Source organism: Synechococcus sp. W55.2 (assembly GCF_047461635.1).
Classification (GTDB): Bacteria; Cyanobacteriota; Cyanobacteriia; order Thermostichales; family Thermostichaceae; genus Thermostichus.
Map to the genome: position 1 here is coordinate 35446 of NZ_JANSHM010000003.1, position 24284 is coordinate 59729.

Sequence of the window (24284 nt, forward strand, 5' to 3'; positions counted from 1 at the left end):
ATAGTCCACTGCGTCTCTACCACTGGATTCTAAGGAGAACTTGCTTCCATGCCCCGCGCTTACGAAACGATGCTGATTGTGCGTCCTGATCTGTCAGATGAACCCCTCGAACAACTGCTCAGCAGTCAGGAGGCAATCCTGCGAGAGAACGGAGTAACCCACGTGGAGATTACCAATAGGGGCAAGCGCCGCTTTGCCGGGTTTGAGATGAAAAAGTTCAAGGAGGGTCTGTACATCCAGTTCAACTACGAAGCCGAACCCAATGCGGTGGCTGCCTGGGAGAAAAACCTGCGCATCAACGAGAGTGTGCTGCGCCACATGACTCTCCGCGTCGGCTAGGTTTGACGGCATCCTGGCCTGCGGGCATGATGGAAGTGCCCTGAGCTGCCCCTTATCCCTGGATGGCTCCGTTATGAACTCGATTGTGTTGATGGGCGAGGTTCTGTCTGAGCCAGAGCTGCGCTACACCCCTGATAACTTAGCTGTTGCGTCCTTGGTGATTGGCTTTCCCAGCTTGCGCCCGGATGAGCCGCCCTACCGGGTGCGCGTTTCCTCTTTTGGAGAACTGGCCAAAAGGGTGGTGGACACCTGCCATGTGGGCGACCAAATCACAGTGGAAGGCCAACTGCACATGAATGTGGTGGAGCGAGATGGGCGCAAGGAAAAGCTGGCCGAGATCACCGCGCGCCGTGTCCATCAGCTGGGATCCGCTCGCGTCCTCTCTCTGACGGGGATGGGTGAACCGGCAACTGGGGAATCCTCTGAAGGGGATGTCCCTTCCCCACCAGATCCCAACGATATCCCGTTCTAGAGGTTGTGAGATTTGTCGGGATCCCCCATGTCTCAAAAACTTGGCGAGCTCTTGGGATCCCTGCAGGTCATCGGCTACTCGGTGCAGGGACGTCCTATTCACCTTTGGCAGCTCACCCAAGGGATTCGCTCCTTGCTGCTGATCGGCGGAGTACACGGGGACGAGGTGGAAGGATACACTCTGATCGAGCGCTATGTGGCCTCGGGGAGATGGGGATCCCTGGCCGGGAAAGCGACCCTATGGGCAATCCCTCGCTTGAACCCGGATGGCTGTGCCCTTGGGCAACGTCTCAATGCCAACGGTGTGGATCTCAACCGCAATCTGCCCACCCAAGATTGGATCCCGGCCTCTTTGGAAGCTCGCTATCCGCCCGGAGCAGCCCCAGGCTCCGAGCCCGAGACGCAGGCGTTGTTGGAGGGCTTGGCCCAGATGAGGCCCCAATTTATCCTTTCTGCCCACTCCTGTCAGGCACACCCCTGTGTGAACTACAACGGCCCTGCCCTTGAGCTGGCCCAGGTGATGGCCGCTTGCAACGGCTTGCCCATTACCGCCGACATTGGCTACCCTACCCCTGGTTCTCTGGGCACTTGGGCAGGGCAGGAACGGCGGATCCCAACCCTAACGCTGGAAATCCTGCGGGGCACTCCCCTCGATCAAGTCTGGCAAGAGCAGGCCGAGGCGCTGCAGGCGGTGTTGGAGTGGGCAGCCCAAGGCGATGCCTTCTGACCGGTGTCAAGATCTCTGAACTTTCGTTGCCAATCTGCCTAGTTCGTTCAAGATATCTGGGGTTTTCTCGCCCAAATCTTCTACAACACAGATAGGTGGGGCAGAGCAGAGGGGAGCTTGGAGTCGAGGGAAAAGGGGTCAGAGGTCAACCCCGAAGTCACGCTGCTTCTGCCTTGTGCCCCGCTGTTAGCCATCTGGAGGAAGCCGATATGTTCAGCAGGATTTTGGTGGCAGTGGATCGGTCGGAGCTGAGCCAGGGAGTATTTCAAAAGGCCGTCCAAGTGGCCAAGGCCATGCAGGCCCAGATGATGATTCTCCATGTTCTGTCTCAGGAAGAGCCGGGCGCCCCAGAGCCGCCGATGATCCTGGGGGTAGATTACAGCTCCACCATCAGCGCCGAGCTGTGGCAGTCCTACCGGGAGCAATGTGCCATCTTCGAGCAAAACCAGATGGACTACCTGCGCTCGCTGGTGGAGAAAGCGGCTGAGCACGGGATCCGCGCTGAGTACACCCTCAACTACGGCAACCCCGGTCGGGTCATCTGCGATCTGGCCCGCTCTTGGGATGCGGACTTGGTGGTGGTGGGCCGCCGCGGCCACTCCGGCCTGAGCGAGCTGTTTCTGGGCAGCGTCAGCAACTACGTGCTGCACCGCGCCCCCTGCTCGGTGTTGACGATACAAGGGGAAGCCCTGAAAAAAGCAACCCAAACCGCGGAGGAGAAGACAGCTACCTCTGCTGGCTAAGGCTCTAGGAACTCGGGGGCGAGGGGGTGGAAGGCGGTTGCGTGAGTGGGGCGGAGTCCTTGCTCTCCGGCTGGCCTTCCAAGAGGCGATTCACTTCGGTTTCCAGGCTGTTGAAGGTGCTCAGCTCGATCACGGCAATGTCCGGCTGGCGGCTGCTTTGCACATAGGCCCGCAAGCCAGAGGAGGCCAAGCTCAGGGCCAAGGGATCCTGCTCGGCGTCAGGCTTGGGCTCAAAGGTCAGCCGTAGGTCGGGCTCAGACAACACCCTTTGGGCTTCCGCGTCGGCCTGTTCCACAAACTCCTTGGCGCGGGCAGCATTTAGGCTGGAGAACAGAGAGCCGAGATCCACAGGCTGGCCCGGTCGCTCCAGGTTTTCCCAGCGCAGCTCCAAGGATCCCTTCTCTGAAGGCCGAGGGGTGAGGGTGACCTTTTCCCCTTGGGATTCTAAGGTGACTTGGCCCACTTGGTTGGCGTTGAGGCGGGCAATGCGGTGATCCCGCAGCTCTTCCAAGTCGGAGCGGAGAATATCGGCGGTGGAGGTGAGCAGGGTGGCTACTGCCGGGTGCTCAGAGGTGATGACGTACACCTGGCCATCTTTCTCCGATCCCAAAGCGACCTTCAGGGTTTTGCCCTCCTCCAGCTCTACCGTCAGCCGGGCGGAAGGCTGCTCCAGGCCATAGGGGGCGAGCTCGTCTTTGGTCTCGGCGGGGAACTCCACGGCTTGCAGGCGAGACAAAGTATTGAGCAGACGATCGACGTTGAGGTCATCGGCAGGCAGCTCGCGGGGCTGGACAATCTGCCAAGTAAAGTGCTCCGCACCGCTGGCGCGAACGTCTTGCCGCTGCAGGCGAACAACTTCCGGCTCCGCCTCTGCCAACTGCACTTGCAGGGCTTTCACCTCGGCTGTATCAAACTGAAGCAAAGTCTTGTCCCGCAAAGCCAAGAGAGAGGGCAACAGGGATCCCTTCTGGGCACTGCTTAGAAGCACCACCTGTCCCCCTTCGGGCTGGGCGTAGAAGCCAGAGCCGTCGAAGTTGTCGTTGCCGATGGCCAGGCGGTAGGGATCCCCTTCTTTGGGGAAAAGGGCAATTTGGTGTCGCGGCTGATCCAGGCCAAAAGCGGCTAGGTCGGTGGCCCCCTCTAGGGTGATTTGGGGAGTGAGGCGGGAGAAGGTGTTGAGCAACTGCTCAATGGGGAAGTCCAGCGCCGCCGACTGGATGGGACCGACGATCCGCCAGTGGGATCCCTCTTCTTCTGGATTGCGCTCCAAAAGGATTTCCAAGTACTCCGCACCGCTGCCGCGAACGGATTCCCCCTCTTTCTGTTGGCGGATTTCAATGCGGGCGATGGTGTCGGTGGCAAAGTGGAACAGCCGCGCTCGCTCCGCCTGTTGCTCCTGACGCAGTTGCCGGATGTTGTCCAAGAGGAAGTAGCCCAGCAAACAGGCCACCGCCAAACCCAGGAGAATCCAGGTGGTTCGCTTGAACATGCCTGCTTTCCTCCAGCTCTACCGTCTTTGCCACCACAGGGCAGCTCCGGAACCCAGGGCCGCCAAGGGCAAAAGGACCGTCGATCCCAACACCAGCCAGCGGAAGTTTTGACCGGTCAGGGTGAGACGGCGATCCGTGATGGATTTGGGGCGGATGGAGATCTGCTCCGTTTGCTCAGTCAGCCAGTTGAGGGTGTTCAAGAAGAGATCCCGGTTGCCCTGCTGCCGCAAGTTGCCGTTGAGGGCAAAGTTGACATTGCCGATCACCACCAGGCGGGCCTCCTGCCGGGATCCCGAGCCCTGTTCTGGGTCGGTGTCCAGACGGCGGGTTAAAGCAACGCCCAGGGTAAGGGGGCCAGGCTTGTCCTGCTCCGGATCGAACTGCAGGGGGCCACTTTCCAGGTCAGGACTGGTCTCCCCCCAGCTTTGCGGGTTGGTGCGCAGTAGGGGCGTGGCTTGGATCCCTTCGCGGGCTTCGGTTTCCACAGAGCGGGCCAGGGGGAACAGGGTCATTAGCCGCTGGGCCGCCAAGGGGGCGGTGATGGGGTGATCCCCGTAGGTAGTAACCAGGGCAACCGCCGGCCCTGTCCCCAACAGTTGGCTGACGCTGCTCACCTCAATGAGGATGTCATCCCCCAAGACCACGCCCCACTCTTCCAGCAAGGGATCCAGGCCGGCATCCACCCGTGGCCCGATCAGCAACAGCAGCCGTCCTCCCTCGGCCAGGTAATCCTGCAGTTTCTCCACCTCGCCGGGGAACAAAGCCCGCTGTGGCCCCGCCAGCACCAGGACATCCGCCTCTTCTGGGATCCCCGATTGCACCAAGTTGAGGGGCTCTACCCGATAGCCTTCCTGACCCAGGGCTGCCGCCGCCTGGGCCAGAGTTGGAGTACCTTCCCTCGCTTCCAGCCCCACTTCCCCGTGCCCTTGCACGAAATAGGCCAGCAACTCCCCTCGGTTGACCACTTTGGACAGGACGGGGGTCAGTTTGCTCTCCAGATCAGGGGCAGGGGGCTGAGGCAGTTGTTGCCGGCTTTCTCCGGCCTCCACCACCAGGGTGTTGTTCTGGGTCACCTGCAGCCGCTGAATGGTCAGGGGATCCCGATTGGGATCCACAAACTCAAACTGAAAGCGGTTGGGGTTAAGGCGGCGATAGCGCTCCAGTTGTTCCCGCAGATTGGGATCCGGCGCAGTGGTGACCACCCAAACTTTGACCGGTTGCGCCAATCCCTGCACCAATTGCCGGGTTTGGGGCGAGAGGGTAAACAGACCCTCCTCGGTGAGATCCAGCCGCAGGTCGTAGCGCACCGCCACCACATTCACCAGCACTAGAATGACGGCCATCGCCGCCGCCGCCACCAGGATGTTGGCGTTGGTCTGGGTGGAACGCAAACCGAGGAAGACCCCCACCTCCTGCCGGTGGGTGATGCCCCAAGCCACCAGCAGGGCCAAACCTGTTGCCAGCATGCTCAGGGGCACAGCCGTCCAACCGGTAAAGGCGGATCCCACCACCAGGCCGATGGCGATGACGCCAATGCCCAGGATCCCTGTCCAGTCCAATAACGCGCGCCAGTCCTTCATAATGCTCCGCACCGCTGCCGCAAACACCGCACTCCTCCCATCTGACCCTAGCTCTGTTGCCAGCGCAGGCTTTCCACCGATTGCACCGTGGCAAACAGCCCCAGGACGATGATGCTCAAGAAAAGAATGAGGCTGCTGCTGCTGAGGATCCCTTGCACCCAGTTGCTATATTGCTGCAGCAAAGACACATGCCGCAGCGTCGCGGCAATCCAGTTCTCCTCCTGGCCGGCTGCCGCGTCGATCACCCAGAGCAGCAGGATCAGGCCAAAGGTGGCCACCGCCGCGATGAGCGTGCTGTCTGTCAGAGAAGAGATAAACAACCCCAAGGCCATAACGCTACCCGCCAGCAGAGTTAGGCCCACATAACCCATCAGGGTCAGGCGGTAGTCCACTGCCGGGTTGGCGCTGCTCAGCACCAGCACATGGTAGACCAGCGGCGGCAGCAGCAGCGTGATGAAAAACACCCAGACCGCCAACCATTTGCCCAGGGCCACCTCCAAGTTGGTGATGGGAGAAGTAGCCAGCAGCTCCATGGTGCCCCGCCGCCGCTCCTCGGCATAGGAGCTCATGGTGAAGATGGGCAATAGAAATAAGGAGAGGGTGCCCAAGAGGTTGAGAAACTGCTGTGACAGGATGGTGGCCGCGTCGAAATTGTTCTCCTGGCCGAACTGGGCGAAAAGATCCACCTGCTGAGAAAAGCTGATCACCCGCACCAGAATATTAAAGAAGAAAAACCCCGCCAGTCCCCAAAACACCGCGGCCACCACATAGGCAATGGGGGAGGTGAAGTAGCCGCGCAGCTCTTTGCGAAAAATGGCAACCACTCCGTTCATGCCGCTTCCTCCAATGCGCCCTCAGATCCCTCTTGCGTAGTGAGCTGCAGGAAAATCTCTTCCAAAGAAGCCTGCGGGCGGCCTATCTCGTAGAGGTCGATCCCTGCCTGCACCAGCACCCTGGCCACCTCCGGGATCCAGCCGTCCGCGGCAGCGTTGCTCTTGAGCTGCACCTGCCAGCGGGAGGGATCCGCCGCCAAGGGCTGTAGGCTCACCACCTCCACTTGGGGCAAAGGCTGCAGGGCCGTCCGGATGGCCATTGCCTCGGTTGCCCCCACCACCAGCTTTGCCTGCTGCCGATCCTGGAGCTGGGCTGTCAGCTCGGCAGGCGTGCCAATGGCCGCCACCTGGCCGCGGTTGATGATCACCACTCGGTCGCAGGTCATGCTCACCTCGGGCAGGATGTGGGTGGAGAGGATGATGGTGTGCTCCCCCGCCAGGCTCTTGATGAGCTTGCGCACCTCGATAATCTGCTTGGGATCCAGCCCAATGGTGGGCTCATCCAGGATGATCACCGGCGGGTCGTGAACCAGGGCTTGGGCGATGCCCACCCGCTGCTTAAATCCCTTGGAGAGCTTGCGGATGAGGGTGTGGCGCTTTTCTTCCAGGCTGCACCGCCGGATCGCCTCGTCCACCCGCCTGGGCCGATCGCCAGCGCTGACCCGCTTGATCTGGGCCACAAAGTGCAGGTACGCCTCCACCGTCATGTCGGGGTAGAGGGGTGGGTTTTCCGGCAGATAGCCAATGCGCTGCCGCACCGCCATCGAGTTTTCGTGAACATCAAACCCGGCCACCCGCGCCGTCCCCTCGCTGGCAGGCAGATACCCGGCCAAAATGCGCATGGAAGTGGTCTTGCCAGCCCCATTCGGCCCCAAAAAACCCATGATCTCGCCGGCGTTCACCTGGAAGGAAACATCGCGGATGGCAATGAAGCTGCCGTAGGTTTTGCTCAGATGCTCAACTTCGATGGCACCCGCGGTTGCACGAGCAGTGGGTAAACCTGTCATCAGCAACTCCTAACCTAGAGGGTCAGCAGCGATTAGCAAACGGTCCAAGGCCGAGTTACCCCTATTCCCAAAGAGGACAAATGTCGGGAAGCAGGCTCGGGCAAGAAGGCGGGCAACAGCGCTGAGGCCACATGCCAACTTAGCATAGCGACGGCGAGGATGAGTCGAGGGAACTGGGATCCCTTTCCCCCTTTTGGTGGGGATCCATCGGTTGGCTAGTCGGCAGGGCTTGTGAGGGATCCCCACTGTTCCAGTCCCAGAACGCGGCTTTCCCCTGGACAGGCCGCCACCACCTCCCCAATGGGGAAGGCTTCGGGGAGCAGGGATCTCACCTGATTTTCCGCCTCAGGGGGGATCACCAGCACATAGCCCACCCCCAGGTTGAAGGTGCGGAACATCTCCAAGGTCTCCACCTGGCCCTGTTCTTGGAGCCAGAGAAACTCCTGTGGGATGGGCCAGCTATGGGGCTGCAGCCGCGCCGCCTGGTTGGGGGCCAAACAGCGGGGCAAGTTTTCCGGGATCCCGCCGCCAGTGATGTGGGCCATGCCGTGGATGGCGATCCCTGCTGCCTGCAGCCGCTGCACCGCCTGCACGTAGATGCGGGTGGGGGTGAGGAATACTTCCGCCAAAGGCCGATCCCAGCCGGGAGGCCGGTGATCCCAGCGCCAACCCCGGTCGGCCACAATCCGCCGCACCAAGCTGTAGCCGTTGCTGTGTAGGCCGCTGCTGGGCAAAGCCAACAACCGATCCCCAAGCTGTACCCGCGACCCATCCAGAATGGCCGCCTTCTCCACAATTCCCACACAAAACCCGGCCAGGTCGTACTTCCCAGGGGGATAAAACCCCGGCATCTCCGCCGTTTCCCCGCCCAGCAGTTGGCAGCCCGCTTCCTGGCAGCCCGCCAAGATGCCATCGATCACCTGCCACAGGGCTTCTGGCTCCAGCTTGCCAGTGGCCACATAGTCCAAGAAAAACAGCGGCCGGGCCCCCACCGTCAGCACGTCGTTGACGCACATCGCCACCAGATCGACGCCCACCCCCTGGTGCTGACCCCACTGCTGGGCAATGTCCAGCTTTGTCCCCACCCCATCGGTGCCCGCCACCAACACCGGCGCTTGATACCCTGTCGGCAGCTCAAACAGGCCGGCAAAGCCGCCGATGCCACCCAAGGTTTCTGAAGAACCTGAAGACGGAACTTGAATCCGTTCAACGCGCTCGCGGATCCCCCTGACAAAGGCCTGGCCCAGATCGATGTCAACCCCTGCTGAGCGGTAGTCCAAGATGCCGAAACCCCTTATGCTATCAAGACTTGGGCTTTTGTGCCCGACTGTGCAAACTGGTCAATTCAGAAACCTATGGTACATTAACTTCTGTTTTAACCGTCGCCTTGGAAGTTGTACAGGATTGGAGAGGAGCGCGGCCTCATGCGAAATTGGAAACAGCTTGGACAGGGACTGGATCCCGCCCGCAAAATGGGCTTGGTCAGCTGTCTCTGTGTCACGGCTTTGGGCTTGCCGGTAGGCATGTTGGGCGGCTTGACTTCGCGAGCACAAGCCTCGACGCGAACCGGATCCCCCAACACCCGAGCAGCAGAGCTGTCACCTGCATCCAAATTGCCCCCCCCGGCCACCCCTTCCCAACCCCTCCCTGCTGCCGCAGCCCCAGTCAGAACGCTGCCGAGAATTCCCCAAACCTCTATCTCCGACCACAAAGGTCTTGCCCCTGCCAAACTGGGTACCCTGAACTTGGATCCTTCTTTGAACCGAACTCGCCAGGCAATCCCGCACCGCCTGGAAGAGGATCCCATTCTCAAGATCGGCGAGCAACGGCAGCAAACCAGCCAGCCCATCTCCACCCTCTACGAGTATCAGATGGATGGCCGACAGGTGGTCACTGTCTATGTGCGGGATCTGCCCATTGTCAGCTTTGTCGAGCACCCTGGGCTGGAGCCACCGCTCATGCGGGCCAGCGCCCTTGTGGCCCAGCTTAACCAAATGGCCCAGGGATCCCTGAAAGACACCACCATCACCTTAGGTTGGGCAGATCTGGAATTGGCCGAACAAGGCCTGGGTGTTCCTCTCTATACCATTCGGGCCAACAGCGAGGAATTGCTGCGCATCGACGCTGGAGTGCTGTTGATCGATAACCAGCGCCCGGTGGATGTGGCTGTTTTGGCCGCCAACCGTCTCCGCCGTCTGCTGCTCGATGCCCCGCCCATTGCAGCTCCGGCCCTGCCCCAGCCGGCTGCTCTGACCGCCAAAGCCACCATGGCAGGCCCCAAGTCGAAAACAGCCCCTCAGCAGGAACCCACCCCCGTCCGTGTGGTTGGGCCTGTGCAAGAGGGCATTGCTTCTTGGTATGACCTGCACCCAACCCGCCATGAGATGACGGCTGCCCACCCCACCCTGCCCTTTGGCACCGAGGTACGGGTGACCAACCTGAAAAATGGCCGCCAGGCCGTGGTGCGCATCAACGATCGCGGCCCTTTTATTCCCGGTCGGATCATCGACCTTTCCCTGCGGGCGGCAGAGGTGTTGGGGATGGTGCGCTCAGGGCTGGCGCCTGTGCGGGTGGAAGTGGTGCAACGCTAGCTAGGGCACGGGTGAAAAGCGCTTGGAATCGGGGGAATAGCGCCAAGAAATGCCCTCGGGATCCCGGCTGCGGCTCCACTCCGGAAACCCGGTTTTGAATTTCCAATAGGTAATGGCGGAAACCACCACCCCCAAACGTTCCGCCAACTGAGTCTGGTTGAGGGGGCGCAGCGGTGCCCGTGGCGCCGTAACGGCGGTGGGGCTGGGTGTGGGGGCAGAGCCTGCCGACTCTTGGGGGGCCGTGGCTGCAGGGGTGGGCGCTTCCTCCTCCAACCGGTGACTACGGCTGGGCTCCTGGGGACGCAGCAGGCTGAACTGGCTCAACAGGCCAACATTTTCCAGGTTTAAAAGATTTTCCAGGTTAGAGGTTTGGTGGATCAGCTCCAGCTCACGGCGAAACTCATCCTCCAGCACCTGCAGATAGTGCTCCCGCTTCTGCTCCGACTCGGCATCCTTGAGCAGACCCAAGGCAAAGCTGAGGTTCGAGAGGGGCTCGCTCAGATCCTGCAAGAATTTCTTGAACAGAGTGCCCTTCACCTCCGAGAACTGCTGCAGCTGCTGCAGTTTTTGCCGCAGCTCTTCGATTCTTTTTTCTTCCAGCTTGCGGTTCTCGAGGCTCTGGCGGTGGTTGTGCAGGGCAATTTCGATGGTGGTGTAGAGTTCCCGCTCTTTGAAGGGTTTGATGATGTAGCCAAAGGGTCGGGTCTCTTTGACGCGGGAGAGCGTGTCCTCATCGGCGTAGGCCGTCAGATGCACCACCGGAATGTTGAAGCGCTCGGTAATCCGCTTGGCGGCTTCTATACCATCGATATCGCCTTTTAAGACGATATCCATCAAGACTAAGTCCACCGGCATCTCTTCCAGCCTTCGGATTGCTTCTTCCCCGGAAGAAGCAATGGCGGGCACAGCGTAGCCGAATTTTTTCAGAACGTTGGCAATGTCCTTGGCAATGATCTTCTCGTCTTCGACGACCAGGATACTGCCTTTGACAAGGGGTGGAACTCTCTTCAAGGCTCGCTCCTCGGAAAGGTAATGATGAAGGTGGTACCCGGTTTGCTCCTCAATTGTATCTTGCCCTGTAGCTGATCGGTGAGGGTTGCAACCAGTTGTAAACCCAGAGATTGAGTTTCCTTGAAGTCAAAGTTCGGGGGCAAGCCAACGCCATTGTCGGAGACTCGCAACTGAGTATATTTGCGGGTTTGGCTGAAATGAATCTCTATCTCCCCGCTGCGGCCCTTCGGGAAGGCATACTTGAGGCTGTTGGTCACCAACTCGTTGATGATCAGGCCACACAAGACCGCATCGTCCAGGTTGAGGCGGATCCCTTCGGCGCGGATGTTGGCGCGAATGCTCTCGGGGTTTACCCCGTAAGAGTGAAAGAGGTTGGAGATCAAATTGTGTAGGTACTGCTTGAGATCCACAGCGGCCAGATTGTTGGATTGGTACAAACCTTCGTGGATCAAAGACATGGCTTGAATACGGCTGCCGGCATCCTTAAAAACGCGGGCGTACTTGCGGCTTTTGATCTGGTCAGCTTGGAGCCGCAGCAGGCTGGAGATAATTTGCAGATTGTTTTTGACGCGGTGGTGAATCTCCCGCAGCAGGACTTCTTTTTCCTGAAGGGCGGCCTGGATCTGCAGCTCTGCCCGTTTTTCTTCGGTAATGTCTTCACAAATGCCGATGATGAAGAGGTTTTTGCCCTCGGGATCCCGGACTGCAGAGACCGCCAGGCGGCACCAAACCACCTTTCCGCTGCGGTGGATGTAGCGTTTTTCCAGATGGTAGCGATCCCGTTGGCCGTTCAAAACCTCCTGGAAAAGGCGCCAATCTTCCTGAATGTCTTCTGGATGGGTGAGGTCGCAGAAGCTCATGTGGGTCAGTTCGGCAGCGCTATAGCCCAAGATCTCTTCCAGAGCGGGGTTCACTTTTAGGTAATGGCCCCGATGATCGACGATGGAAATGCCCAGGGCCGACTGCTCGAAAATGCCCCGCAAACTCAGCTCGCTTTGGCGAAGGGCTGCCTCAGCTTGCTTGCGCTCGGTAATGTCCAAAATCTGGCTTAGAAAGTAGCTGGGATCCCCTTGGGCCGTGCGCACCAGGGTGATGCGAAGAATGGCATAGACTATTTGGCCGTTCTTGTGGATGTAGCGTTGTTCCTGTTCGCACTGATGCACCTGGCCGGCCAGCAGGCGGTTGCTGTTTTCCAGAGTGGTGGCAATGTCGTCGGGATGGGTGATGTCGAGGACGGTTTTCCCTTTGAGATCCTCCAGGGTGTAGCCCAGGGTTTCGGTAAAAGCGGCGTTGATTTGCAAATAGGTGCCATCCACGTGGGTCATGGCCTTGGCAATGGGGGCCCATTCAAAGGATTGGCGGAAGCGTTCTTCACTTTCTTTGAGGGCAATTTCTGCCTCCACGCGGGCGCTGATGTCGATCACCTGGTTGAGAAACTGGGTGGGCTGTCCTTCCTCGTCGGTGAGCAGGGTGGCCTGAAACAGCACATGAACAACCTGGCCGGAACGGTGGGTGTAGCGAATCTGGCGCTGGCTGACAGAGACCTTCCCTGCCAGCAAAGCCTCATTGGCCCCCAGCAGTGGGTTGACATCTTCGGGGTGGAGAATGTCCAGTTGTTGCCGATGTTTCAATTCTTCGGGGGTGTAGCCGACAATCTGGGCAAAGGCATCGTTGACCTGGATAAATCGCCCCTGCAAGTCCACAAGGGCAATTCCATTGGGGGCCAGCTCAAAAATCTGCCGAAAATGGTTGGCGCTTTGTTGCCAGGCTTGCTCTATACGACGCCGTTCGGCTTCCAGTTGCTTGGACTCAGTGATGTCTTCGACGATCCCTGCCACCCGATAGATTTTGCCCTCTTTGTCGGCGATGGGAAAGGTGCGTTCTCGCAGCCAAATCAGGCGGCCATCAGTGTGATAAATGCGGAAGACAACATCGGTGGATTTGCCCTCCGATTGGGCTTTGAGGATGGTGGGGAACAACCAGCGGTCGTCGGGGTGGATCTGGCGGATCCAGGCTTGGGGGTTGGCGTAGGCCTCTTCGGCGGAGCGGCCCCAAATGGCTTCACAGGCTGGGCTGACGTAGATCAGCTCTTTGCTGTAGACCGTTGTAATCCAAAACAGTTGTTGCGTATTCTCTACCAGTTGCAGAAAACGATGCTCGCTCTCTCGGCGGGCTTCTTCCAATTGTTGTTGTCGTTCTTTAAGTTGACGGGATGCTGTGATGTCAGTAACAAATCCTTCAAAATAGAGGGGATCCCCTTGGTCGTTGTAGATGGTACGGGCATTTAAAGAAATCCAAATTAGCCTGCCATCTTTGCAGCAGACTTGGTGTTCAAAATTCACAACTTGACCTTCTCTCAGCATGCGCTGGATGAATTCGGCTCGTTGCTCCGGATCGCTATAGATTTGGGTGCCAATATCGGAGACGTTGTGCATCAAATCCTCAGGGGATTCGTAGCCGAAAATATGGGCCAAGGCCGGGTTGGCAACCAGATATTTGCCCTCTAGGGTGGTTTGAAAAATGCCTTCGACGGCGTTCTCGAAGATCTGCTGGTAGCGGGCGGCAGTGCTGCGGCTGTCCTGCAGTTGGGATTGGAGCTGCTCGAGGGTTTGCCGATGCTCCTGGGCTTGGAGAAGAATGTGCTTCAGGCTGAGGGCAACGAGGTCAATCTGCTCCCGTTCAAAGGAACTCAGTTGGCGAGGATGGCAGTCAAGCAGGTGCAGATCGGCCAACCGGATCCCCTGCTCAGTCTGCAAGAGGAAGGATTCATGAAAAGGCCATTGCTCAGCCCCAGGACTGGCATTGAGGTTGAAGGGTTCGCCGGCTGGGATCCCTTGCGGATCCCGGTAGAGGATCCCTTTTGAAGGCGAGTGGGGATCGGATCCCGGCTGGGCCAGTTCTAGATAGACCAAAGGTACTTTCAACAGTTGACCCAGTAATTGCAACAGCGGGTACAGCGCTGTACCCAGTTCGGTTTGAAGGGACTGCCCTTCCCTGGGAGCAGTCCGCGGGAAAGCAAAACCGTGCACAACGGATCTTGGCGAGCGAGAAATGGGAGGTGACATGGGAAAACCTGGCCGAGGAGCTGGCTCAACCCAGTCCATCACGACAGATCGGGGGTGCCTGGTTGGGCTGATTTCCACAGGGAAAAGGAGCAGGCGCACCCATTCTGCACCCACTCTACTCTAGCGATACTCTGGAGAAACTTACTTTGAAACTTACTTTAGTGAAACATGCTGCTGACGGAGCTATCTTCATGGATGCGCCAGATCGCTTCCCCCAGCACATTGGCTACCGAGAGAACGGTTAACTCGGGAAAGTGCTGCTCTGGAGGGATAGGGATGGTGTTGGTGACGATCACCTCTTCAAATAGACCACCCCGCAGGCGTTGAATGGCCGGCTCAGAAAAAACAGGGTGAATGGCGCAGGCGTAAACCGCCTTGGCCCCCAGCTTGCGCAGCAATTTTGCCCCTTCCGAGATGGTGCCTGCCGTATCGATCATGTCGTCCACAAGGATGGCAGTTTTCCCCCGCACATCCCCAATCAGATTCATGACTTCCACATCGTTGTGGGCTTGGCGGCGCTTGTCAATGATTGCCAGAGGGGCTTCCTTGAGTTTTTTGGCAAAGGCACGGGCACGAGCCACACCCCCCACATCGGGAGAGACGACCACAATGTCTTCGTCGAGCAAGCCCTTTTCCTTGAGGTAAGCCTGTAATACCGGCTGGGCGTAGACGTGGTCGAGGGGAATGTCGAAGTAGCCTTGAATCTGGGCCGAGTGCAGATCCATAGCCAGCACGCGATGAGCTCCCGCCTGGGTAATCATGTTGGCCACCAGCTTGGCGGTGATCGCTTCTCGGCCTGCCGTTTTGCGGTCGGCGCGAGCGTAGCCGTAGTAGGGCAAGACAGCGGTGATCTGCCGGGCAGAGGCGCGGCGACAGGCATCGATGATCACCAGCAGTTCCATCAGGTGGTCGTTGACGGGGCGGCAAGTGGGCTGCACCAAGTAGACATCAGCACCCCGGATCGACTCTTGGATTTGGATGTACAGCTCGCCATCGGCAAAGCGCTTGCGCAACATCGGGCCCAGATCCATGCCCAGGTAACGCGCTACCTCCTGAGCCAGAGCCGGGTTGGCGCTGCCTGAGAAGATTTTGAGGCGGTTGCTATCCGAGATGGGTGGCAGGGGGGAAGGGCGGAGAAGAGGGGCAGGGCGAACCACAGATCGATGCTGAACTCGTCCGCAGCCAACGCCTAACGGCGAGCTGTCGCTATCGTAGCACCAGCACTTGCAACCTCAGCAACTGTATTCTTGGGGATTTTCTGGGGAGGCAGGTTACTATGAGCAGAATGAAGGTCGAGCTGCTGCACATCCACAAGCGTTTTGGGGCGGTACAGGCGAACCGCGATGTGTCCTTGCGGGTGGAGGCGGGCACAATCCACGGCCTGCTTGGGGAGAATGGGGCCGGCAAAAGTACCTTAGTTAAGATCCTGAGCGGCTTTCTGCGCTGCGATCAGGGGGAGATTTGGATCGATGAGCAACCGGTTCGCATCGAGAGCCCTGCAGCGGCCATTCGTCTGGGCATTGGCATGTTGCACCAGGATCCCTTGGATTTTCCTTCTCTGACGGTGCTGGAAAACTTTATTGCCGGGCAACGAGGGCGCTTGGGCTTGGGGTTGCGGGAAAGCCGAAGACGTCTCGAGAAAGCCTGTGAAGAGTTTGGTTTCAATCTCAACCCCGATGGAGCCATCGGCAGCTTGACGGTGGGGGAACGGCAACAACTGGAAATGCTGCGGTTGCTTTCCCTGGGGATCAACACCTTGATTTTGGATGAGCCGACGACGGGCATTTCTGCAGCGCAAAAAGATCTTTTGTTCGCGGCTCTGAGAAGGCTGGCGGGGCAGGGCAAATCGGTGATCTTCGTCTCCCACAAGCTGGCCGATGTGGAATGCCTTTGCGATCGGGTGACGGTGATGCGGCAGGGGGAGGTGGTAGGGGAGCTGCCTGTTAGGGGTGAAGACATTGCCCTGTTGGAACAGCAGTTGATCGATTGGATGTTCGGGCGGGAGTTGGCACCCCCGGCTCGGCCCCATTCTCCGCAAAGGAGAGCGGATCCCCTGTTGGAGTTGCGCTCCCTGGTGGTGCGGCATGAGCCGTTTGCCTTGGCTTTGCCAGATCTGGCGGTGCAGCCGGGGGAAGTGATTGGGTTGGCTGGTTTGGAGGGCAGTGGGCAACGCTCTTTCCTTCTCACCTGTGCAGGGTTGTTGCCGCCCAGGCGTGGCCGGATTCTGTTGGGGGGGCAGGAGATGACAGGCCGTCCTTACGGCGACTATCTGCGCTGTGGGGTGGGGTTTTCTCCGGCGGATCGGCTGCGGGAAGGGCTGATCCCCGGCTTAACCTTGCAGGAGCATTTTGCCCTCCAGCAGCAGGATCCCTGGATCAACTGGGCTCTGGCCCGTCAGCAGACCCAAGCGGCCATCGAACACTTCAGCATTCGGGGTCACCCCTACAGCCGGGTGGAGCAACTCTCGGGGGGCAACCAACAGCGCAGCCAGTTGGCTCTCTTGCCCACACCCCTGACCCTGTTGCTGATGGAGCACCCAACGCGAGGGTTGGACATCGAGTCGGCGCTGTGGGTCTGGGGGCAATTGCTAGAACGCACCCAAACGGGTACAGCCATTCTTTTTGCCTCTGCAGATTTGGACGAGATCCTGCTGTACAGCAACCGGGTGATGGTGTTCAGCGGCGGACAGGTCTCGGAGCCCATTCCGGCGGCGGAGCTCACCGTTTCACGCCTGGGACAGATGATGACGCTTCCCGTCTTGCGCAGCAATCACAGCAGCGAGATCCCAGGGATCCCGACTGAGGTTTAGAGGGCTAATCGAAGCCCTCTAGCGGTCGCGTCAGCGGTGCGTAGCTCTTTCGCTTTGCCGCAGCAGGAGAAGGATTTGAGAACGGCATGGCAACCGGCTAGAGCAAGGCTTAGAGTAGCAGTAGCCCCAAGCCTTTTGCTCAAGGAATCTGGCCATGGGATCCCAGGATCACCTCTTGCCTCCAGGAGCAGAGGAGCTGCAATCTGACCGCTCGCCTTCCTCGGAGCAAGTCCTTTTGGAGCTCACCGTTCGGGGATCCCGGCAGCAAGTCTTGCAGGGTTTGCGGGCCTGGCTGGAGCTGAGCTTGCTGACTCCAGAGCACTTTCGCTTGCTGGTGGAGCAGTATCGGCTAGAGGGGGAGGAACCAAGGTCAGCGGCAGTTTCCCCCAGCGACGAGATCCCGGCTCGTCTTGGCTCGGCCTACGTGCTCTGGATTTTGGGTTTGTTTGGCATCTGTGGCCTGCACCGTTTTTATCTGGGCCGCTGGCGGACGGGTTTGCTCTGGCTGTTGACCTTTGGGCTGCTGGGGATCGGTCAGCTCCTGGATTTGATTTGGATCCCAGGGATGGTGCGAGAAAGAAATGCTCACCTGGCCGGATCTGGGGTTGAGGAACCTGCGGTCGAGGGGGGAGAAGAGCCCCAAGCTGCCCCTCAATCCACTCGCGCTACTCGGACGGAGTCCTTGCCCCCCCCTACCCCGGCGCTGGCTGTTTTGCTGCGGAACTTGCTGTCAGAGCTGAGCGCGGCTTGGCTGTTGCTGCTGGGCCTGTTTTTGGTGGTGGTGTCCTCGGGGGTGCTGGCGGCCAGCCACTGGGAGCAATTCTCTCCAACTGCTCAGTATGGGGTGCTCTTGGCCTACACGGCGGCTTTTGGGGTAGGTGCTGGATGGATCCAACGGCAGGAAGGGCTGCGTCTAACCGGTCAAACCTTAGAGGCTATTGCCCTGCTGCTGGTGCCGGTGAACGTGTGGGCCCTGGATGGGCTGGGGATCCTTTGGGGGATCCGCATCCTGGCGCTGGGCTTGCTGCTGGGGATCCCGTTGACGGCTGAGGGTCGGGTGCGCTCGCTGGGTTCAGGTGCCGGCTTTCGCGACAGCGGTGTGGAGCCCAATGCCTTTTCCAATGCCTTTTACGGAACCTTGGTGAACTTTTTGGCCCTCTCTGGCTTGCACGCTTTCTGGAGCTTGGGGCCGCAGGAGCTTCGCCCTGCTTTTGTCCTGGGGATCCTGTATCTGGGGATCCTCAGCACCGTGATTTACACCTGGAGCCGCCGGTCTTTAGAATTACGGGGCTCCAAGATCTGGCTAATCGGGGCTGCCGGATCCCTGTTAATCCTACGGGGGCTGCTGTCTGGGCATGTCCAAGTGCCGCAGTTGGGGTTGGCGGTGGCCCTGTTGGGTTGGCTAGCAGCGGAATGGCCCCAGGGATCCCCGGACGTCGTAGCAGAAGGCGCTCAGGAGGGGACGCTCTCCCGCTGGTGGGAGGGGAGCTGGGTGCTGTTGGTGGTGGGCTGGCTGCTGGCTGCCATTGGCTTGGCGGAGAGCCCTTTCAGCGGCTGGCAGTTGCTGGGGATTAGCCTGCTGGGGATCCATGTCTTAATCGGGCGCTTGCGCCGACACACCCAGTCGCCCCAGCGGGACGAAGTCCTTAGGGTGCATTTGACGTTGCTGTTCTTGCTGGGCCTGGAAACTTGCTGGGCTTTTTGGCAGGTGTGGCCAGCAAGCTGGCGGCAAGAGGTTGTAGCTACAGTAACCAACTGGTTTCAGCCCCTTGATTCCCCTTGGGGCTTGCTGGGGTTGGCGCTGCTGCCCTACGAGGTGCTGTGGCTGGGGTTGGCGGCCCGCTGGCAGAGGAGCGGTCCAGAAGCCGGTGAGACAGGCTTTTCTAGGCTGGTAGAACCGACAGAGTGCTTGGTTTTGGGGCTAGGGGGATCCCTGCTGCTCTTGAGCCTTCCCTATCCGGCCATTCGCTTTTGGCACTTGCTTTTGAGTACTGGCATCCTGACCTGGTGGCTGCGGCAGAAGTCCAAGAGAGCTGAGCTCCTCGATCCCCGCTGGGTATTTCTCACCCATGCCTACGGGCTGGGGGCGCTGCTGGCCGGGATCCGCTGGCTTTTGCCCGACTTGTTCGCGCCAGCGGTGCGGAGCACTAGCCTGTCCAGTTGGGGAGTGGTTCTGCTGCTGGTGGGCCTATTGCAATGGGCAGGGCGGGTAGCTCTGGGTGGGTCAGAGCGCTTTTTTTGGGGAGTGCCTGCGGAGCTGTGGCAGCGAAGTGCAGATGGCATAGGGCTGGTGCTGGTGGGATCCAGCTACTTGGCGTTTTTGCTGCAACGGTTCCTTGATTCGTCTGCGACTGGTGAACAATCCATGGGCTGGCTGTGGCTGCTGGTGCCTCTTGCTTTAACGGCAGCTCAGGTATTGGCCCTGCCCCCCCTGGAGTTCATGCCCCGCTGGCTGCAGAGCCCAGAGCAAGGGGGATTGGGATCCCTTTCCTGGCAGCAGGGGATCCCGGAGCGTGGGTCTTTGCGTTTCCCGGCAGTTCTCTCCCTTTTGCTGGCCCAGTTACTCACCTTTGGAAGGCCGGGGGTTGAGTTTCTGGGTCTGGGCTTGGGGTTGCTGCTGATGGCCACTCAGGTGTGGGTGTGGGCCTCTTTCCCCTCCGCCGACCATGAGCTCCACACCGCCAACGCAGTTGTTCCAGCAGAGGTGCTGTTGACAGTGACGTTTGGCTGGGGGTTCGGTCTGGTGGGAATCCATCGGCTGTTCCCCGCTTTAACGGAGTCAGAATGGCTGACGGCCTTGGGGGTGCTGCTGTTGTTCGCGACAGCGGTGCGGAGCACTAGCGGCTGTCGCTACAGCCTAGGGACTCCGTTCCACTACCTCTCTCCCCGCCTTCGGGCAGCTTACCGACCGGTGCTGGATGGCTTTGGCTTTCTGCTGGGGATCGTACTTTTACTTTCCCTAACGTTGCAGACATTGCAGCCAGAAGCAGGTCGCATCGGTGGTGGAAAGTACCTGGATTCCCCAGTGGCTCTGACCCTGGCCTCTGGGACTGTCCTGGTGGCCATTGTTTTGCGGCTTTGGGTGGAAGTGGCTCCCGCTTTTTATCGCGACGGCGGTGTCCATCCTGCTGGCTTGGAGAGCGAAAGCCCGTCTCCTTCCAGGGCGGAGGATGTCTCAACTGGCGGCAGCGGTCAGGAGGCTTCGTCGGCCATCTCATGGTCTGTAATGGAGGGGCTGTCCTATGGGCTGATCTGGGCTTTGGAGCTGTTGGTGGCCAGCAGCCTCTTGTGGGTGGTGCAGGGATCCCGTCCTGTTGCCCCTCTGTTTGCCGTCATCAATCTGAGCCTGGGGATCCTCTTTTGGATTGGGCCGGAAAAACTCTTGCTTGAGGGGGCCGCTCGCGCTGGCGGGACAAAGTCTTTGGGGGGGCAGCTCCTGCAACAGGTCAGGGCCCTGAGCTTCTGGCGGACGGGGCCTTTGATCTATGCAGGGTTGGGCTGGCTGGGATCCCATGCCCAGTGGAGTGAGGTAACGGGCTTGGGCAGCTTAGGTCTCTCCATCATGTTGCTGGGCCTGGGGCGTCGACAGGCGGTCCAACGGGCGCAAGAGCAAGGCCGGGAAGACCTCCGTCCTGCCAACTGGAAAGGGCTCCTGGGCGCTTGGGGCGTGTCTGTGGCCGCCTACGAGAGCTGGGTTTACTTCCTCAGCCAGCGAACTGGGGGATCCCTGGCAAATGGGTTGGTGTTGATCGCTCTGTTAGGGCTGAGCTTGGCCTGGGGCTACGGCTTTTGTCCCCCTTGGCTGGCGGCGACCCTGCAGCTTAAAAGAGCTGGGTTGCGCTGGATGGCCTTGGCCAACTGGGCTCTGGCCAGCCTTGTCCTCTGGTCTGCCCTTTTCGATCCTCGCCTCAGCCGTTGGGGACAGCTCCTCTGGGTGCTGACGGGATCCGGCCTGGTGGCCTATGCCGCCGGACAGGCGAGAACCTCAACTCTAGAATCTCCAACAGAGCAAAATTGGGTGCCAACGGTCTGGGGTTACCTCAGTGCATGGCAAGGAGCTGGGGTTCTGCTGGGCGGTGTGTTCCTGGGGCTGCCGCAGCTATCCATAGCGCGATGGGCCGGATCCCTGCTCTGTGGGCTGGGGCTGGTTTACCATGGCTTGCCCTGGCGACGGTGGGGCTGGCCGGCGGCTCCTTGGCAGAATACAGCCTTGGTGCTGCCCCTGGCCGCTTTTCTGGTAACCGCGGGAGGAAATAACACCCTTAATCTGCTGCTGGGGGCAACCTACTATGCCCTGCTGGCTATCTGGAGATCCCAAGTGCGCCTGGGCTATGTCAGCCTGTTCTTGAGCAACTGGATCCTGTGGAGTTACGGCTGGCATCAGGATTGGGCTTCCCTGACGTTCTATGCCCTGCCCCTGGTGGGATCCCTGCTCTATGTGGCTCAGGTGGATCCGGGATTACAGGAAGCCAGCGGGCGACAGGGGCGACATTGGCTGCGGCTGGTTTCCTTGGGCACATGGCTGCTGGTGGTGATGGTGGAAACCCACGGGCAACTGTGGGCGGGCTTTTGGCCGGTAGGGTTGGGTTTGGCCTTGGGTCTGCTGGGCTTGGCCTTGCGGGTAAGAGCCTATCTCTTCGTGGGCACGCTGGCCTTTGGGCTGGGGATCCTGCGGCAGGGATGGCTGTTGGTAACAACTGATGCGCTGCTGCTCTGGGCCACTGGGATCCTGCTGGGCCTGCTCCTCATTTGGACGGCAGCCAATCTTGAAAGGCGTCGAGAAGAGGTGGGATCCCGCCTCTCCGCTTGGCTAGGGCAACTGCAGAGCTGGGAATAGCTCCCCCCGTGGGAGAGGGGTCGAGAGTGAGCCAGTGGGGCAAGGGGCATGTCAAACTGGTGCTGGCCTTGCTTTGGAGGATGGGGTCTATTGCTGGGCAACGTTGACCCAAAGGTGTCTTCTCAGCCTAGGTGGAAAAAGCTTCTGCGGCAGATCTTGGCTCCTTGGCGCGAGTTCGATGGCATGTTGCTGGCCACGGTGCTGGCCTTGACAGGCATCGGCATTCTTGCCATCCGCAGCGCAGTCTGGGAGCGTCCCATCAGCCACTATTGGCTGCAGCAGTTGATCATGGCCGGGATCAGCCTGGTGTTTTTGGGAATGGTAGCCCGGATCCCGTATGAGCGGCTTTTGCGCTGGCACTGGTTCACCTACTTCCTGACCTTGGCAGGTTTAATTGCAGTGCTCTTTTTCGGCACGGCGGGGGGAGGGGCGGAGCGCTGGCTCTCCATCGCTGGCTTTCAGGTGCAGCCTTCTGAGTTTGCCAAGCTGGGGGTAATCATCACCCTGGCTGCTCTCCTGCACCACTGGCCGATCAAGTACTTCAGCCAGATTTGGGTGGCCGTTGCCGTCATTGCTCCTCCCTGGATCTTGATTTTCCTGCAGCCCAACCTGGGCACTGCCCTGGTGTTTGTGGTGATTGTCCTGGTCATGCTCTACTGGGCCGGAGCCAAGGGCAGTTGGATCCTCTTGCTCCTGTCGCCGGGGGTGGGAGCCATTCTCTATGGCTTACACACTCGCCCAGAGCTGAGCTGGATGCTTTGGGTTTGGCTGCTCTGGTGTCTGGGAATGGCGGGGTTGGCTGCTTGGCGTCTCCCCTGGCAGTGGACGGGGGCCGTAACTTTTGGGGTAATCAACCTGCTCTCGGGGCAGTTGGGTCAGCTAGCTTGGCACCTTCTCAAGCCCTATCAGCGGCGGCGGTTGGAGATTTTTATCGATCCCATGCAAGAGCCCTGGGGAGCCGGCTATCACCTCATTCAATCCCGCATTGCCATCGGAGCCGGCGGCCTCTGGGGCCGCGGTATCCAGCAGGGCACCCAAACCCAGCTGGACTTCATCCCCGAACAGCACACGGATTTTATTTTCTCGGCCATTGGGGAAGAGATGGGTTTTATCGGCACCCTGACGGTGCTGATCCTGTTTTGGATCCTGTGTGCGCGGCTGATCTGGATTGCCCAGGGGGCCAAGGACAATTTTGGATCCCTGATTGCCATTGGGGTGCTGGCGATGATCCTCTTTCAGGCGGTGGTGAACATCAGCATGACCATCGGCCTGGCCCCCATTACCGGTTTGCCTTTGCCTTTTCTAAGTTATGGCCGCTCGGCTCTACTGACCAATTTTCTGGCCATTGGCTTGGTGGAATCGGTGGTGATGCACCGCCAGCGTACTAGTCTTTTCAAGTAGGCAGGCTCAATTTGCCTCCAGCGGGTTTGGCCTCAACAAGGGGAAGCTGCTGCCAGCGTTGGGCAACACTGGCCAAGGATCTTAAGATAGGAACACGAAGCCCCGGCTGGTCGAGCTGGCATGTTGCGTTTGGATCCTGCCCTCTACTTTGACCACAGCGCCACCACTCCGCCTCGGCCTGAGGTGATCGAGGCCATGCAGATGGCGATGCAGGAAAGCTGGGGCAACCCCTCCAGCTTGCACGGGTGGGGAGAACGGGCCGCCATGGCCATGGAGCGGGCGCGGCAGCAGGTGGCCGAGCTGCTTAACTGTGAGCCGGAGGCGCTGCTGTTCACCTCAGGCGGGACGGAGTCCAACAACCTGGCCCTGTTTGGGGTGGCCCAGCGCTACTCTACTCCCCAACATCTCATCATCTCCAGCGTCGAGCACGCCTCGGTGGAGAATGCTGCCCGCCAGTTGCAGTCCCAAGGCTGGCAGGTCACCCGTCTGCTGGTGAACGCCGCCGGCCAGGTGGATCCCCAGACTTTGATCCAGGCGCTGCAACCCAATACCGTTTTGGTCTCCATCGTCCACGGCCAAAATGAGGTGGGATCCCTGCAGCCCATTGCAGAGCTGGGCCACATCTGCCGCCAAGCTGGGGTACTGTTCCACAGCGATGCTGTGCAGACGGTGGGGCGGATCCCGTTGGATCTGACACAACTGCCGGTGGATCTGCTCTCCCTTTCCGGGCACAAGCTCTACGGGCCGCAGGGGGTGGGGGCACTGTACGTGCGCCCAGGGGTGGAGCTGCGACCGCTGCTGCGGGGGGGTGGGCAAGAACGGCGGCTGCGGGCTGGCACCCAAGGGATCCCGGGCATTGTCGGCTTGGGAGTGGCGGCGGCTTTGGCGGCCCAAGAGCTATCTCAAGAAACGGCCCGCCTGCGGCAATTGCAACGGCATTTGGCCCAGTTGCTGGCGGAGGTGCCCGGTTTGCGGCTGACCGGCCCTGTGGATTTGGAGCAGCGTCTGCCCCACCACCTCAGCTACTGCACCGCAGGGGGGATCCCCGGGAATGTGCTGGTCAGGGCTCTGAGCCACCAGGGGATCGCCATTAGCGCCGGCTCCGCCTGTAGCAGCGGCCAACTGATCCCCAGCCGCATCCTCTTGGCCATGGGCTATTCGGAAGCCGAGGCACTGGGATCCATTCGCCTTAGCCTTGGCAAAGCCACCACCTACGCTGCGGTCGAGTATGTAGCCCGATGTCTGCAGGCAGTAATTGCCTCGACCTCCGAATCCGGATCCCTGGAGGATGGGGCAACTCAATCCCCGTTGTCGGTTCCTGTCGCGTAGCCGGATCGAAGGTTGGGCAGGCTGGGTTAAGGTGATAGAGAGTTAAAGGGC

The 24284-nt window shown here is 59.9% G+C and carries 17 protein-coding genes; 9 read left to right on the top strand and 8 right to left on the bottom strand.

The features are described from left to right. The first annotated feature begins 48 nt into the window (after positions 1–48). From rpsF to NW828_RS01335, 4 genes are all read left to right on the top strand, one after another. Positions 49–339 carry a 30S ribosomal protein S6 gene (gene rpsF / locus NW828_RS01320; RefSeq protein WP_011433268.1) on the top strand — a complete coding sequence of 97 codons (291 nt, stop codon included), beginning with the start codon at positions 49–51 and terminating at the stop codon, positions 337–339. 73 nt (positions 340–412) lie between these two features. After that, positions 413–811: a single-stranded DNA-binding protein gene (locus tag NW828_RS01325; protein ID WP_414380957.1), complete on the top strand. Its 399-nt coding sequence runs from the start codon at positions 413–415 to the stop codon at positions 809–811. Between the two features lie 27 nt (positions 812–838). Beyond that, positions 839–1537, top strand: coding sequence for a M14 family zinc carboxypeptidase (locus NW828_RS01330; RefSeq protein WP_414380958.1), 699 nt, complete (start codon positions 839–841; stop codon positions 1535–1537). Positions 1538–1746: 209 nt separating this feature from the next. Further along, entirely contained in the window at positions 1747–2280 is a 534-nt protein-coding gene (locus tag NW828_RS01335; RefSeq protein ID WP_414343284.1) for a universal stress protein, read from the top strand. A 4-nt stretch (positions 2281–2284) separates the two neighbouring features. Here the strand turns inward: NW828_RS01335 and NW828_RS01340 are convergent, their stop codons facing one another. The 5 genes from NW828_RS01340 to purM form a co-directional block, all read right to left on the bottom strand. Further along, complete coding sequence (locus NW828_RS01340) at positions 2285–3769, bottom strand: DUF4340 domain-containing protein (RefSeq protein ID WP_414380959.1); 1485 nt, start codon at positions 3767–3769, stop codon at positions 2285–2287. A gap of 18 nt (positions 3770–3787) precedes the next feature. Beyond that, positions 3788–5350 carry a GldG family protein gene (locus NW828_RS01345; protein WP_414380960.1) on the bottom strand — a complete coding sequence of 521 codons (1563 nt, stop codon included), beginning with the start codon at positions 5348–5350 and terminating at the stop codon, positions 3788–3790. Positions 5351–5397: 47 nt separating this feature from the next. After that, a complete protein-coding gene (locus NW828_RS01350) occupies positions 5398–6183 on the bottom strand; it encodes an ABC transporter permease (RefSeq protein ID WP_011433262.1) in 786 nt (261 codons plus the stop codon). Further along, entirely contained in the window at positions 6180–7190 is a 1011-nt protein-coding gene (locus NW828_RS01355; RefSeq protein WP_414380961.1) for an ABC transporter ATP-binding protein, read from the bottom strand. The genes NW828_RS01350 and NW828_RS01355 overlap by 4 nt, the downstream gene beginning before the upstream one ends. Positions 7191–7405: 215 nt before the next feature. Next, positions 7406–8470, bottom strand: a complete 1065-nt coding sequence (purM, locus tag NW828_RS01360; RefSeq protein WP_414380962.1) for a phosphoribosylformylglycinamidine cyclo-ligase — start codon at positions 8468–8470, stop codon at positions 7406–7408. 144 nt (positions 8471–8614) lie between these two features. Between purM and NW828_RS01365 the strand changes: the two genes are divergently transcribed. Continuing rightward, positions 8615–9781: a septal ring lytic transglycosylase RlpA family protein gene (locus NW828_RS01365; RefSeq protein ID WP_414380963.1), complete on the top strand. Its 1167-nt coding sequence runs from the start codon at positions 8615–8617 to the stop codon at positions 9779–9781. Here NW828_RS01365 and NW828_RS01370 read toward each other — a convergent pair whose 3' ends face one another. The 3 genes from NW828_RS01370 to NW828_RS01380 form a co-directional block, all read right to left on the bottom strand. Then, positions 9782–10792, bottom strand: coding sequence for a response regulator (locus tag NW828_RS01370; RefSeq protein WP_414380964.1), 1011 nt, complete (start codon positions 10790–10792; stop codon positions 9782–9784). Beyond that, on the bottom strand, positions 10789–13716 hold the full coding sequence (locus NW828_RS01375; protein WP_414380965.1) for a PAS domain S-box protein: 2928 nt from the start codon (positions 13714–13716) through the stop codon (positions 10789–10791). The genes NW828_RS01370 and NW828_RS01375 overlap by 4 nt, the downstream gene beginning before the upstream one ends. Positions 13717–14015: 299 nt before the next feature. Continuing rightward, positions 14016–15014: a ribose-phosphate pyrophosphokinase gene (locus NW828_RS01380; protein WP_011433256.1), complete on the bottom strand. Its 999-nt coding sequence runs from the start codon at positions 15012–15014 to the stop codon at positions 14016–14018. 119 nt (positions 15015–15133) lie between these two features. Between NW828_RS01380 and NW828_RS01385 the strand changes: the two genes are divergently transcribed. The 4 genes from NW828_RS01385 (at position 15134) to NW828_RS01400 (ending at position 24233) form a co-directional block, all read left to right on the top strand. Next, positions 15134–16666: an ABC transporter ATP-binding protein gene (locus NW828_RS01385; protein ID WP_414380966.1), complete on the top strand. Its 1533-nt coding sequence runs from the start codon at positions 15134–15136 to the stop codon at positions 16664–16666. A gap of 154 nt (positions 16667–16820) precedes the next feature. Next, positions 16821–21503, top strand: a complete 4683-nt coding sequence (locus tag NW828_RS01390) for an NINE protein (RefSeq protein WP_414380967.1) — start codon at positions 16821–16823, stop codon at positions 21501–21503. A 90-nt stretch (positions 21504–21593) separates the two neighbouring features. Further along, a complete protein-coding gene (gene rodA / locus NW828_RS01395; RefSeq protein WP_414380968.1) occupies positions 21594–22904 on the top strand; it encodes a rod shape-determining protein RodA in 1311 nt (436 codons plus the stop codon). A gap of 120 nt (positions 22905–23024) precedes the next feature. Then, entirely contained in the window at positions 23025–24233 is a 1209-nt protein-coding gene (locus NW828_RS01400; RefSeq protein WP_414380969.1) for a cysteine desulfurase family protein, read from the top strand. Positions 24234–24284: the final 51 nt, after the last annotated feature.

Coding starts and splice junctions, on each gene's coding strand:
- rpsF (WP_011433268.1), top strand. CDS start 49: ATGCCCCGCGCTTACGAAACGATGCTGATTGTGCGTCCTGATCTGTCA.
- NW828_RS01325 (WP_414380957.1), top strand. CDS start 413: ATGAACTCGATTGTGTTGATGGGCGAGGTTCTGTCTGAGCCAGAGCTG.
- NW828_RS01330 (WP_414380958.1), top strand. CDS start 839: ATGTCTCAAAAACTTGGCGAGCTCTTGGGATCCCTGCAGGTCATCGGC.
- NW828_RS01335 (WP_414343284.1), top strand. CDS start 1,747: ATGTTCAGCAGGATTTTGGTGGCAGTGGATCGGTCGGAGCTGAGCCAG.
- NW828_RS01340 (WP_414380959.1), bottom strand. CDS start 3,769: ATGTTCAAGCGAACCACCTGGATTCTCCTGGGTTTGGCGGTGGCCTGT.
- NW828_RS01345 (WP_414380960.1), bottom strand. CDS start 5,350: ATGAAGGACTGGCGCGCGTTATTGGACTGGACAGGGATCCTGGGCATT.
- NW828_RS01350 (WP_011433262.1), bottom strand. CDS start 6,183: ATGAACGGAGTGGTTGCCATTTTTCGCAAAGAGCTGCGCGGCTACTTC.
- NW828_RS01355 (WP_414380961.1), bottom strand. CDS start 7,190: ATGACAGGTTTACCCACTGCTCGTGCAACCGCGGGTGCCATCGAAGTT.
- NW828_RS01365 (WP_414380963.1), top strand. CDS start 8,615: ATGCGAAATTGGAAACAGCTTGGACAGGGACTGGATCCCGCCCGCAAA.
- NW828_RS01385 (WP_414380966.1), top strand. CDS start 15,134: ATGAGCAGAATGAAGGTCGAGCTGCTGCACATCCACAAGCGTTTTGGG.
- NW828_RS01390 (WP_414380967.1), top strand. CDS start 16,821: ATGGGATCCCAGGATCACCTCTTGCCTCCAGGAGCAGAGGAGCTGCAA.
- NW828_RS01400 (WP_414380969.1), top strand. CDS start 23,025: ATGTTGCGTTTGGATCCTGCCCTCTACTTTGACCACAGCGCCACCACT.